The sequence below is a fragment of the Bilifractor sp. LCP21S3_A7 genome (genome assembly GCF_052118825.1).
Taxonomy (GTDB): domain Bacteria; phylum Bacillota; class Clostridia; order Lachnospirales; family Lachnospiraceae; genus Bilifractor.
Genome location: NZ_JBQKGL010000001.1, coordinates 84,242 through 97,783, shown reverse-complemented (window position 1 = coordinate 97,783; position 13,542 = coordinate 84,242). Strand labels below are relative to the sequence as shown.

Here is a 13,542-nt window from a genome sequence, read left to right as displayed (position 1 = left end):
ATAATTACATTGAAGGATATGCTGAGATCATAGATAATAATAGATAAAAGACCCTTCACCTGTCTGTAGATTTATGAGAGGAAATGCTGATGATCAGAAAAATAAAGAACGTATTTATGCTCGGGACACCAAAGACAACTTACATTTTTCAGGTACTTCCCAGCGGACACCTGGAGCATCTGTATTACGGCGTCTCGCTGGGAGATTTTTCAGAAAAGACAGATGAGGAGCTGCTGCAGGATGCAAAATGTCTGGAAGAGAAAAGGGCATTTCCTGCGGGCAATATGATCTCCTACGATCAGGAGCACATGGATCTCACGCTGGAGGATCTGCGTCTGGAGATGTCTTCTCTCGGAAAGGGAGATATCCGGGAACCCTTTCTTGAGATAACCCATGCCGACGGAAGCGTGACCTCGGATTTTCTGTTTGATGAGGCGAGGATTACCGATGAAAAGCCGGAATTTCATACTCTTCCCGGCTCACTGTTCGGAAGCCGCGAGGGACTGGAACAGAAGTGTACGGAGAATTTCTGCGGAGAGCGCTATTCCCATTTGATTCTGACGCTGAAGGATGCATCATACGATCTGCGTCTTGAGCTTCACTACTATGTATTTGAAGACTGCGATGTCATTACGAGGTCGAGCCGGCTCGTTAACGACAGCGATGAGGCAGTGGTCCTGAATCGTCTGATGAGCATGCAGCTTGATTTTGAAGACAGCGGATATATCATGAGCACCTTTCACGGCGCCTGGGCGAGGGAGATGTACCGGTCGGACGTTCCGGTTGTCTCCGGAAAAATTGTAAATTCTTCCAATGCCGGCTCTTCTTCAAACCGCAGCAATCCGTTCGTGATGCTCCACAGAGAGGACACGACGGAATCCTCGGGGCTGTGCTACGGGCTGAATCTGATCTACAGCGGCAATCATTATGAAGCGGCGGAAGTAAACTCCTTTGGAAAAACCCGGTTTGTGTCGGGAATCAATCCGCAGAATTTTTCGTTCATCCTCTCACCGGGAGATGAGTTCGAGGCGCCTGAGGCGGTGATGACCTGTTCGGACGAGGGATATACAGGCATGAGTCTCTCCATGCATCATTTTGTTCGTGAGCATATCAGCCGCGGAGTTTGGAAGCATAAGGCGAGACCGGTCCTTCTGAACAGCTGGGAGGCATCCTATTTCAAGATCAATGAGAGCCGTCTGCTTCGTCTGGCAAAGGCTGGCAGGGACGTCGGAATCGAGCTTTTTGTCATGGATGACGGCTGGTTTGGAGAAAGGAACGGAGATGACTGCTCTCTTGGAGACTGGGACGTGAACAGATCCAAGCTTCCGGGAGGCCTGAAGCAGATATCGGAAAAAATGGAGGAGCTCGGGCTTCGGTTCGGAATCTGGGTGGAGCCGGAGATGATCAGCCGCAGGAGCCGGCTCTACGAGGCACATCCGGACTGGGCGATGCAGATACCGGGAAAACCGCATTCGGAGGGGAGAAATCAGATGATTCTTGATCTGGCGAATCCTGAGGTGGTCGATTATCTGACTGCAAAGATGAGTGAGGTATTCTCTTCCGGCAAGATATCCTATGTGAAGTGGGACATGAACCGCATCATGTCTGATGTCTATTCACCCGCTCTTCCTCCGGAGCGTCAGGGAGAGACCGCTCACCGGTATATCTGCGGATTTTACCGTCTGGCAAAGGCTCTCACGGAGAAATTCCCGGAGATTCTCTTCGAGGGTTGCGCCGCGGGAGGATGCCGGTTTGATCTCGGCGCACTCTGTTACTTCCCGCAGATCTGGGCGAGCGACGACACGGATCCAGTCATGCGGACGAGGATTCAGCAGGGCTACAGCTATGGCTATCCGGCTTCCGTGATGACTGCACATGTTTCCGCAAGTCCGAATCATCAGACACTGCGCGAGACTCCGCTTGACACCAGGTTCAACGTCGCCGCCTTCGGTACACTCGGATATGAGCTCAACCTGAATGACCTGGGGAAGAAGGAACTGGATGAAATCCGGAAACAGATCGCGCTTTATAAGGAATGGCGCGAAGTCTTTCAGTTCGGCGATTTTTACCGCGGACGGTTTGACAATATTGTTGAGTGGACGGTCGTCTCTGCAGACCGGAAACGGGGCGTCGGCATGATGTTTCAGAAGCTGACGGAGGCAAATCATCCGTTTGAAATGTATCGCGCGAGAGGACTGAACGAAGGAAGCCGGTATCATTTCTACAATATCGCGAAACGCCATGATATCCGGGATTTCGGAGATCTGATCAATACTGCGGCACCGGTGCACGTGCGTCAGGGATCGGTTCTTCAGAACATGATCGCCCGATTTGTCACCATGCCCGGCGAGCAGGAGGAGATCGAGACGAACGGCGCCGTGCTGATGAAGGCCGGTGTGAAGCTTCAGGGCGCCTACTGCGGAACCGGATACAACGAGAATACAAGATATTTTGCGGACTTTAACTCCAGAATGTATTTCATGGAAGAGGAAAAAACTTCCAGGTAATAGAAAAGACCGGAAGGAATATGCAGAACGAGATAAAACACGCTGCGCGAGTTTTATCTCGCTATCGCGACGCTCGCCGCACACGAATGCTTCGCATTCGGCTGCAGCTCACTGTTCGCGTAAATCAAAGTTTCAGGCAGCAGATGCCTGTACACATAAAAATAATCGGAACAGCAGGGGATGCCTGCAGAACGGAGGAAGATATGAGTGATGTTGACAATGCAATAACGAGGCTGGCAGGATATGGATTATACACCGGGCTGATTGAAGAGGATGATATCATTTACACGGTGAACCAGATTCTGATGAACCTTGAAAAGGACAGCTATGAGGGCAGCCGGGAAGAGGTGATCGCCTACGCGTCGACTCTGAACGAAGAGCGGATCGCAGCGGGAACCGAGCTTGAGGAGACGCTGAGGGAACTGACTGACGACGCGGTGTCGAGGGGACTTACCGGAGGGGACAGCATCGTCTATCGCGATCTATTTGATACCCGTCTGATGGGATGCCTGACTCCGAGACCTTCTGAAGTGATCCGCAGATTCCGGAAGCTGTATGAGGATTCCCCGGTCAAGGCAACAGACTGGTACTATGATTTTTCCAGAAATACGGATTACATTCGCAGATATCGTATCGCGAAGGATATGAAGTGGAAGGTTCCAACGGAGTACGGAGATCTGGATATTACGATCAATCTCTCCAAACCGGAAAAAGATCCGAAGGCGATTGCGGCTGCGAAAAACGCGAAGCAGTCAGGCTATCCGAAATGCCAGCTCTGCAGGGAGAACGAGGGATACGCCGGAAGACCGGATCATCCCGCCAGAGAAAATCACAGGGTCATTCCGGTAACCATACAGAATTCGGACTGGTGCTTCCAATATTCCCCGTATGTGTATTATAATGAACACTGTATTGTATTTAACTCCCGGCACATTCCGATGAAGATTGAGCATGCGACCTTCTGCAAGCTCTTCGATTTTGTGAAGATGTTCCCGCACTACTTTGTCGGCTCGAATGCAGATCTCCCGATCGTAGGAGGATCCATTCTGAGTCATGATCATTTTCAGGGCGGCCATTATGAATTCGCGATGGCGAAGGCACCGGTAGAACGAAGCTTTTCCGTGGCTGGATTTGAGGATGTAAAGTCGGGAATTGTGAAATGGCCGATGTCCTGTATCCGGCTCTCCGGTCCGGACACCGAACGCATCATTGCGCTCGCGGACAGAATCCTGACCGCATGGAGAGGATATACGGATGAAAAAGTCTTTATCTACGCAGAGACAGACGGGACGCCTCACAACACGATCACGCCGATCGCGAGGAAACGGGGAGAGGATTACGAACTGGATCTGGTCCTCCGGAACAACATCACCACGAAGGAGCACCCGCTCGGTGTCTTCCACCCGCACGCGGAGCTTCATCATATCAAGAAGGAAAATATCGGTTTGATCGAGGTTATGGGTCTTGCTGTGCTTCCCGCAAGATTGAAGAAGGAGATGGCAGATCTCAGGAAAGCAATACTTGAAGGAAGAAAAATCCGCGCAGATGAGGAGCTGTCAAAGCATGCAGACTGGGCGGAACAGATTATGAAGCGTCACAGCACGATCAATGAGACGAATATCGACGATATTCTGAAGGAAGAAATCGGAAAGGTATTCATGCTTGTTCTGGAAGATGCCGGTGTATTCAAGCGCACAGCGGAAGGACAGGAGGCATTTGACCGGTTTATTCAGGCGCTGTAAGAGGACGGGAAACAGACGTTTCCAAGACGATCCGAGAAGCTGTTTCCGCGACGTTTGTGCTTGGTGCGCGGCGGAAACGTTTATAATTTACGCGAACAGTGAGCCGCAGCCGAATGCGAAGTATTCGTGTGCGGCGAGCGTCGCGATAGCGAGATAAAACTCGCGCAGCGTGTTTTATCTCGTTTCTGCGTTCGCATCCAGGAGGGTTTTGGCTGGGGTGCGTCCCTTCGAGAATCCGGTAGAGGATAAGAGGCATCTGTACAGGATAGAAGCATCTGTAAAGATTAAGAGGTATCTGTCATGAGTGAAAAAATTGTATTTGAAAAGCCCGGCAATTTTCTATATCCGGTGCCTGCAGTCATGATCAGCGTTGCTGGTGAGGTGCCGGGAGAGACAGACCGGCAATACCGGGAGAAATCAGACACAGCCTCTTATAATGCGGCGGGAATCCCAAATATCATAACCGTAGCCTGGGCCGGAACCGTGTGCTCCGACCCGCCGATGCTGTCGATCTCGGTACGGCGCAGCCGGTACTCCTGGCATCTTCTGAAGGAGCACGGCGAGTTTGTCGTAAATCTGACCACAGACCGGCTGGTAAGGGCAGCTGATTTCTGCGGCGTCAGATCCGGAAGAAATTTGAATAAGTTCGAAGCCTGCAACCTTACTGCGGGCAGAGGAATCCGGGTACAGGCACCAGTCATTGAGGAATCTCCGGTCAATATCGAGTGCCGGGTAAAACAGGTTCTGGAGCTTGGAACCCATGACATGTTCCTCGCCGAAGTTGTCTGTATCCAGGCAGACAGCCGGTATATGGATGAAAAAGGCAGTTTCCATCTGGAGAAAACCGGACTCACCGCATACTCCCACGGAAAATACTACGAGCTCGGAAGAGAACTGGGAAGTTTCGGGTACTCGGTCAGGAAGAAGACAGTCAGAAAGAGGACAAAGAAAATGCGGAAGGCAGATCAGCGGAACGTCAGTAAAGTAAAAAGATAAAAATGGTAAAGATTCAGCACTTTAATCCCGGGTGCCTGTGGTTTTCGAGACGAGATGTGATGAATAGTTACAAAAAATTTTAAAAATACAGTTGACAATCGAAAGAAGGTCTGATAAGATAAACATCGTTGTGAGCGACAGAAAACGCACACGACATTGAATATCAGCAGATGCAGGAATGGCGGAATTGGCAGACGCGCAGGCTTCAGGTGCCTGTGGTAGCAATACTGTGCGGGTTCAAGTCCCGCTTCCTGCACTTTCTTTTTGCCCGAAAACAGGAAATGAAAGATGAGGCCGGTCATAAATTGATGCCAGTTACTTTGATCACAGAAGAATGAACAGAAGAGCCACAGGAGCACATATTCGTGTTCCCGTGGCTTTTCTTTTGCGGAAATCCTTGCGGTTCGTCTTTTTGAGATTGGAGGAATGTCATGTGTCCGGGACCATGCGTCCGGTATGACCGGTCAAGATGAATGTCAGACGTCCATGAATTTCTCAATTTCGCAATTTTAAGAGGAAAGATATGGAAACCTGTGCTATAATCGGGCAGAAGAACTATGCAGCGAGACAACAGGCGTTATGCCGGTGATCTCTCGTATCGCTGCGCTCGCCGCAAAAGGCCGCAGTGCGGCCATAGGCGGCAGGCTGTCCGCGTAAGGAAAAGGCTTATGCCCCGCAGGCGGAGCGTTACATACTGTAGAGGCTACGGATTGAACAAGGAGCACGCAAATGAAAGCTTATTTGATTCTAGAAGATGGGCATGTATTTACAGGGAAAAGTATAGGATCCAGAAAGACTGTCATAAGCGAGATCGTCTTCAATACATCTATGACCGGTTATGAAGAGGTTCTGACTGACCCGTCTTACTCGGGACAGGCTGTCTGCATGACATATCCGCTGATCGGAAATTACGGGATCTGTTACCGGGATCAGGAGTCTCTGAGACCCTATATGGACGGATTTATCGTTCATGAATTATCAAGGGTTCCCAGCAATTTCCGGGAGGAAGACACCATTCAGGCATTCCTGAAGCGCTACAATGTTCCCGGGATCGAAGGCATTGATACCCGTGCTCTGACGAAGATCCTTCGTGAGTCCGGTACGATGAATGGAATGATCACCACAGATCCCGATGTTGTTCCGGAGGAGGTTCTTCCGCAGATCCGGGCATACAGAACCGGAAATGAGGTGGAAGAGGTTACCTGTACAGAAAAGGAGTTCTGGCCGGCGACGGATACCGTTGTTGGAGGAATTACCAGCCCTGCCTATAAGGACGCGGATCCAGAAGCTCCGGTAAGCGGAAAACGCACCGGACGCACCTATAAGGTGGCACTGATGGATTTCGGGGTGAAGTACAATATTATCCGTTCTCTGAATCAGAGAGGCTGTGATGTCACGGTGTATCCTGCCTGGACAAAGGCAGAAGAGGTTCTGGCCGGCCATCCGGACGGGATTATGCTGACAAACGGTCCCGGAGACCCCAAGGATTGTCCGGATGAGATCCGAGAGGTTCGCAAGCTTTACGAGTCGGATGTGCCGATCTATGCGATCTGCATGGGCCATCAGCTGATGGCACTTGCTGCCGGCTTCAACACAAAGAAGATGAAATATGGACACAGGGGAGGAAATCACCCGGTGAAGGATCTGGAAACCGGGCGGGTCTATATTACCTCGCAGAATCATGGCTATGTCGTCGATACGGACACGGTGGATCCGGAGATCGCGGAGCCGGCTTATGTGAATGTAAATGACAGGACGAATGAGGGCCTTCGCTACAAGGGCAAGAACATTTTCACGACGCAGTTCCATCCCGAGGCATGCCCCGGCCCGCAGGATTCCGCGTATCTGTTTGACAAGTTTATCAGAATGATGGGAGGTGACCAGTAATGTCCAGGGATATGAGTATAAAGAAGGTACTGGTAATTGGCTCCGGCCCAATCGTTATCGGACAGGCTGCGGAGTTTGACTATGCGGGTACACAGTGCTGCCGTTCTCTGAAGGAGGAGGGCGTCGAGGTTGTGCTTCTGAACTCCAACCCGGCTACCATCATGACGGACGGAGATATCGCGGACAAGGTGTATATTGAGCCGCTGACCGTTGAGGTAGTGGAACAGCTGATCCTGAAGGAAAAGCCGGACAGTGTGCTTCCGACCATGGGAGGGCAGGCAGGACTGAACCTTGCCATGGAGCTGGAAGACCGTGGCTTTCTGAAGGAAAACCATGTTCGTCTGATCGGTACCACCTCCCTTACGATCAAGAAGGCGGAAGATCGCCAGATGTTTAAGGATACCATGGAAAAAATCGGTGAGCCGGTAGCGGCATCCGAGGTTGTTCACAGCCTGGAGCATGGCATCCGGTTTGCGGAGAAAATCGGTTATCCTGTAGTGCTGCGTCCCGCGTATACGCTCGGAGGATCGGGCGGCGGAATCGCTCACGATGAGAATGAGCTGCGTGAGATTCTGTCCAACGGACTCCGGCTGTCCCGCGTGCACGAGGTTCTTGTTGAGCGCTACATTGGCGGATGGAAGGAAATCGAATATGAGGTGATGCGCGATTCCGCGGGAAACGTCATCACGGTCTGCAACATGGAGAACATTGATCCCGTCGGTGTTCACACCGGCGATTCCATTGTCGTTGCTCCGTCGCAGACGCTCGGCGACAAGGAGTATCAGATGCTCCGGACCTCTGCACTGAACATCATTACCGAGCTCGGAATCACCGGAGGCTGCAACGTGCAGTATGCCCTGAACCCGGACAGCTTTGAGTATTGCGTCATCGAGGTAAATCCGCGTGTGAGCCGTTCCTCTGCGCTGGCGTCCAAGGCAACCGGCTATCCGATCGCGAAGGTGGCAGCGAAGATCGCCCTCGGCTATACTCTGGATGAGATTCCGAACGCAATCACGAAGAAAACCTTCGCAAGCTTCGAGCCGATGCTTGACTACTGTGTTGTCAAGATCCCACGGCTTCCGTTTGACAAGTTCATCACGGCAAAGCGTACACTTACGACACAGATGAAGGCAACCGGCGAGGTCATGAGTATCTGCACGAATTTTGAGGGAGCGCTGATGAAGGCAATCCGTTCCCTTGAACAGCATGTGGATTCTCTCATGAGTTACGATTTCACCGGCCTTTCGGAGGATCAGCTGATCCACGATCTGTCGATCATCGATGATATGCGGATCTGGAGAATCGCGGAGGCAGTAAGGCGGGGCGTGCCGTATGACCGCATTCACTCCATTACGAAGATCGATATCTGGTTTATTGACAAGATTGCCAGACTCGTAGAAATGGAAAATATTTTGAAGAGCGGCAGGCTGGACGTGGAGACCCTGCGTGAGGCAAAGCGGATGGAGTTCCCGGATTACCTGATCGCGAAGCTGAACGGATCTGTTTCCGAAGCAGAGGTTAAGGAGATGCGCAAAAAGGCGGGAATTACCGCCGCATACAAAATGGTTGATACCTGCGCCGCGGAATTCTCCGCGGAGACTCCTTACTTCTACTCCGTTTACGGCGGTGAGAATGAGGCGGTTTCCACCGGAGACAGAAAGAAGGTTCTCGTACTCGGTTCCGGACCGATCCGAATCGGCCAGGGAATTGAGTTCGATTTCTGTTCTGTCCACGCCACCTGGGCGTTTGAAAAAGAAGGATACGAAACCATCATCATCAACAACAACCCGGAGACCGTTTCCACTGACTTCGACATCGCGGACAAGCTCTATTTTGAGCCGCTTACGCCTGAGGATGTGGAAAACGTTGTAAATGTCGAGCATCCGGACGGAGCCGTCGTGCAGTTCGGCGGTCAGACGGCCATCAAGCTCACAGAGGCGCTGATGAAGATGGGAGTCCCGATTCTCGGCACCTCCGCCTCTGATGTAGATGCGGCGGAAGACAGGGAGCGGTTTGATCAGATCCTTCGTCAGACCGGCATTCCGAGAGCTTCGGGCGGCACAGTGTTTACTGCGGAGGAGGGTGTCAAGGTGGCCAACGAGCTCGGCTATCCGGTTCTGGTGCGCCCGTCCTATGTACTGGGAGGACAGGGCATGCAGATCGCGATAAGCGATGACGACATCCGGGAGTACATTGGCGTTATCAACCGTTATACCCAGGAACACCCAATCCTTGTCGATAAATATCTGGCGGGAACCGAAATTGAGGTCGACGCGGTCTGTGACGGCGAAGACATCCTGATTCCGGGCATCATGCAGCATATCGAGCGGGCAGGCATACACTCCGGAGACAGTATCTCTGTGTATCCGGCAAAGGATCTTTCGGCAGAAATCAAGAAGAAAATTGAAACCGACACCCGGAAGCTCGCGAATGCCCTTCACGTTCTCGGAATGATCAACATCCAGTTTATTGTTTACAAGAACGAGGTATATGTGATTGAGGTAAATCCGAGATCCTCCCGCACGGTTCCTTATATCAGCAAGGTCACAGGTATTCCGATTGTACCGCTCGCGGCGCAGGTGATTCTCGGCCACAAGATCCGGGAGCTCGGATATGAGCCTGGCCTTCAGCCGGAGGCGGATTATATGGCAATCAAGATGCCTGTCTTTTCCTTCGAAAAGATCCGGGACGCGGATATCAGCCTCGGACCGGAGATGAAATCCACAGGAGAATGTCTGGGCATCGCGAAGTCCTTCAACGAAGCACTTTACAAGGCCTTCATCGGAGCAGGCGTCCGTCTGCCGAAATACAAGAACATGATCGTCACCGTCCGCGACAGCGAGAAGGAAGAGATCACTCCGATCATCAAGAGATTTGAAAATCTCGGATATAAGATTTTCTCAACCCGGGGAACTGCGAAATACCTGACAGAACATGGAGTTCATGCAGTTCCGGTTAATAAAATCGAACAGCCGAGTCCGAACCTCATGGATCTGATTCTCGGACATAAGATTGATCTGGTCATCGATATACCGGAACAGGGCGCGGAGCACTCCAGAGACGGATTTGTCATCCGCAGAAATGCCATCGAAACCGGCGTAAATGTCATCACCGCAGTAGATACGGCAAGAGCGCTGGCGACATCTCTGGAAAATACGGATATCAAGACGCTCGATCTGATCGATATCGCAAAGATTTTGAAACGAGGAAACAGAAACAAATAAGAGTCAGAGGACAATCCGGTTTTTACTGAAGATGTAAAGACCGGATTCCTTTGTTTACGCGAACAGTGAGCCGCAGCCGAATGCGAAGTATTCGTGTGCGGCGAGCGTCGCGATAGCGAGATAAAACTCGCGCAGCGTGTTTTATCTCGTTCACAGCAGCGTCTGCGTTTTCGAAGAGTTTAAACGATAAGAGTAAGGAAAAAGAAAAAATGTTTATTACACTGTTAAAAACGATTATACTGGGTATTGTGGAGGGAATTACCGAGTGGCTCCCGATCAGCAGTACCGGTCATCTGATTATCTTCCAGAAGATTCTGAATCTCGGAATGAGCAAGTCCTTTGTCAGCATGTTCGATGTCGTCATTCAGCTTGGCGCGATCATGGCTGTCGTTGTAATCTATTTCAAAAAACTTTGGCCCTTCCACACATCGAAGAATGCTCCGTCGAAGACGCAGTTCTCCAGTCCGCAGACAGAAGGCACTGCCGGAAGCTTCCAAAAATTTGCGGACCGGTATATCTACATGGACAGGATCGTGCTCTGGCTGAAGATTATTGTCTCGGTAATACCCGCGATCATCATCGGGTTCCCTCTGAATGACTGGATGGATGAGCATCTGTACAACCCGCAGGTGGTGTCCGCGATGCTGATTATCTATGGTATTCTGTTCATCCTCATCGAAAACCGGAACAAAAACAAGGATCCAAGAGTATCGAAAATCAGCCGGATTTCTTTCAAGGATGCCCTGTTTATCGGGATCTTTCAGTGCCTGGCTATGGTACCCGGGACTTCCCGCTCCGGTGCCACGATCATCGGCGGCATTCTGATCGGACTGTCCAGAACGACAGCGGCGGAATACACCTTCTATCTGGCCATTCCGACGATGCTTGGCGCTTCCGTGCTGAAGCTCGCGAAGTTCGGACTCGCCTTTACGGCGTTGGAAGCTGCAGTGCTTCTGCTAGGCTGTGTCGTTTCCTTTGTGGTATCGATTTTTGTCATCAAATTCCTGATGAATTATATCCGCAGACATGACTTCAAGGTATTTGGCTGGTACCGGATTGTACTGGGTGTCATAGTGATTCTTCTTGGAATCGCTGGTGCCATCTGATGTCCGGAAGGATTTGATGAGACATGGATAGTTATGCGGGTCCGTGGGAAAAACCGCAGATTTCATACGTATCCGTGAAAAAGAGACAAAGAAGATCATACAGAAAGATTATGCGTTCAGGAGAAAGCAATGTTTCGAAAATATCTCGTTACTTTTATCATCTCAATGGTTCCGATCGTTGAACTCAGAGGAGCAATCCCTGTCGCCGCAAAGATGGGCGTTCCGCTCCTTCACGCGTATATCATCGCGGTTATCGGAAATATGGTTCCGGTTCCATTCATTTATTTCTTTGCAAGGAAGATTCTGGAATGGGGCGCGGATAAGAAATACATCGGTAAATTTTTTACCTTTTGCCTGGAGAAAGGGAAAAAAGGCGGTGAAAAGCTGAAGGAAAAAGCAGGAAAGGGTCTGTTCGCCGCGCTTTTTATCTTCGTTGGCATTCCGCTTCCGGGAACCGGCGCGTGGACCGGCACACTGGCTGCGAGTCTTCTGGACATGGGATTCAAGGAGAGCGTTGTGGCCGTAATGCTCGGTGTTCTGCTTGCCGGAATCATCATGGGGCTGGCGTCGGCAGGTGTTCTCGGAGCGGCAGGACTTATTGCGGGATGAATTGAGCCCGGAATAACTCTTGCGGAGTGGTCGGACGTGCTCGGAGCAGCAGGCCTGATCACGGGATGAATGAGCCGGAAGGCAGGACAAGGTTATCTCTGACGTGTCAGATGTGAAGGAATGGGAACGATGTGTAATTGTCTGTCGTTCTTCCGGATTGGCATCATTCCTGCAGCGGACGAACGGGAACAGTGAAACAACCAGGGTTAAATTGCGTCACAAATTGGATATGCTTCGGATTGCCTGTGCTGTGCACTTTCGCAATCCCGGATTTTTGAGGGAATACAGATGAAATGTCCATATTGTAATCAGGATAACACAAGAGTCATTGATTCCAGACCGGTGGAGGAGGATAATTCCATCCGGCGCAGAAGGGTCTGCGATCATTGCGGCAAGCGGTTTACCACCTATGAAAAAATCGAAAACATACCGGTCATGGTGATCAAGAAGGACATGACGCGGGAACGTTACGACCGGAACAAGCTGTACAACGGTATCATGCTCGCCTGCAGAAAACGGATGGTCTCTGTCAAGCAGATGAATGACATTGTAGATCAGGTAGAAAATGAGATTTACAGCCGCGAGGACAAGGAAATCTCAAGCCACGAGATCGGAACCATGGTCATGGAAAGACTGAAGAATCTGGATCCTGTGGCATATGTAAGGTTTGCGTCCGTATATCGTGAATTCAAGGATGTGAACACCTTTATGGAAGAGCTCAAGAAACTGCTGAAGTAAAACGCAGGAACAGTTCTAGACCTGTTTCTCTGCGATCGAAAACGAAAGGCCCGAAGACATGGCATTTGTACAAAATACATATCAGCAGCTCTCGTTTGTCGATTCCCTGAATCATCTGAGTGAGCGGGAGAGGAAGCTGCTGGATCGTTCCTGGGCAAAACCGTTCGGGGATGATATTTTTCCGAAAATTGATGAACGAAAATTCGCGGATTTCTACAGTGACAGGAGTCCGAGACCGAATACACCGGTCAATATTGTGCTGGGAGGCATGCTGCTGGAAGAACTGCTGGACATGACAGACGATGAGATGATCGAGACGCTGAATTTTGATGTGAGATTTCAGTACGCCCTTCACACGACGGTTTATGACAGCCAGCCGTTCAGCACCAATACATTCCGGCGGTTCCGGGCCAGAAATGAGGCAAACACGGAAAAAACAGGTGAGGATCTTCTCGGCACATATATGAAGGAACTGATCTCGCTTGTGATGAACAGTGCGGACCCGAGGCTTAATCCACTTTTGAGACGGATCCGGGAAAAGAAACGGGCAGCAGGCGGAGCACCACAACGTGTATAAGGTGCGCGTTGCAAGAATTGAGTGTAAATGTTACAATATATTCTGATTGAAATTGAAAATGACGGGAATTAGCGCCACAATATATAGAATGACATGAGATATATAAAGACAGTTGCTCCGTTGCTTCACAACCCGTGCAGCTGCTGCATGTGACCG

General features: G+C 50.7%; 9 protein-coding genes and 1 tRNA gene. All 10 read left to right on the top strand.

The window, feature by feature from the left end; genetic code table 11:
• Positions 1–89: 89 nt before the first annotated feature.
• The 10 genes from ACTQ1O_RS00455 (at position 90) to ACTQ1O_RS00410 (ending at position 13,386) form a co-directional block, all read left to right on the top strand.
• Positions 90–2,507, top strand: a complete 2,418-nt coding sequence (locus tag ACTQ1O_RS00455; RefSeq protein WP_441485640.1) for an alpha-galactosidase — start codon at positions 90–92, stop codon at positions 2,505–2,507.
• A gap of 203 nt (positions 2,508–2,710) precedes the next feature.
• Entirely contained in the window at positions 2,711–4,249 is a 1,539-nt protein-coding gene (gene galT, locus ACTQ1O_RS00450; protein WP_441485639.1) for a UDP-glucose--hexose-1-phosphate uridylyltransferase, read from the top strand.
• A 300-nt stretch (positions 4,250–4,549) separates the two neighbouring features.
• Positions 4,550–5,245 carry a flavin reductase family protein gene (locus ACTQ1O_RS00445; RefSeq protein ID WP_441485638.1) on the top strand — a complete coding sequence of 232 codons (696 nt, stop codon included), beginning with the start codon at positions 4,550–4,552 and terminating at the stop codon, positions 5,243–5,245.
• A 172-nt stretch (positions 5,246–5,417) separates the two neighbouring features.
• A tRNA-Leu gene (locus ACTQ1O_RS00440) sits at positions 5,418–5,501 on the top strand.
• Positions 5,502–5,974: 473 nt separating this feature from the next.
• Positions 5,975–7,132, top strand: coding sequence for a carbamoyl phosphate synthase small subunit (locus ACTQ1O_RS00435; protein WP_441099539.1), 1,158 nt, complete (start codon positions 5,975–5,977; stop codon positions 7,130–7,132).
• The gene (carB, locus tag ACTQ1O_RS00430) at positions 7,132–10,356 is read left to right on the top strand and encodes a carbamoyl-phosphate synthase large subunit (RefSeq protein ID WP_441485637.1); all 3,225 of its coding nucleotides are present in this window, start codon (positions 7,132–7,134) and stop codon (positions 10,354–10,356) included. The genes ACTQ1O_RS00435 and carB overlap by 1 nt, the downstream gene beginning before the upstream one ends.
• Positions 10,357–10,565: 209 nt before the next feature.
• Positions 10,566–11,462, top strand: a complete 897-nt coding sequence (locus ACTQ1O_RS00425) for an undecaprenyl-diphosphate phosphatase (RefSeq protein ID WP_441485636.1) — start codon at positions 10,566–10,568, stop codon at positions 11,460–11,462.
• 129 nt (positions 11,463–11,591) lie between these two features.
• On the top strand, positions 11,592–12,071 hold the full coding sequence (locus ACTQ1O_RS00420) for a COG2426 family protein (RefSeq protein ID WP_441474644.1): 480 nt from the start codon (positions 11,592–11,594) through the stop codon (positions 12,069–12,071).
• A gap of 288 nt (positions 12,072–12,359) precedes the next feature.
• Positions 12,360–12,809 carry a transcriptional regulator NrdR gene (nrdR, locus tag ACTQ1O_RS00415; RefSeq protein WP_441099543.1) on the top strand — a complete coding sequence of 150 codons (450 nt, stop codon included), beginning with the start codon at positions 12,360–12,362 and terminating at the stop codon, positions 12,807–12,809.
• Between the two features lie 58 nt (positions 12,810–12,867).
• Positions 12,868–13,386: a transposase gene (locus ACTQ1O_RS00410; protein WP_441474643.1), complete on the top strand. Its 519-nt coding sequence runs from the start codon at positions 12,868–12,870 to the stop codon at positions 13,384–13,386.
• Positions 13,387–13,542: the final 156 nt, after the last annotated feature.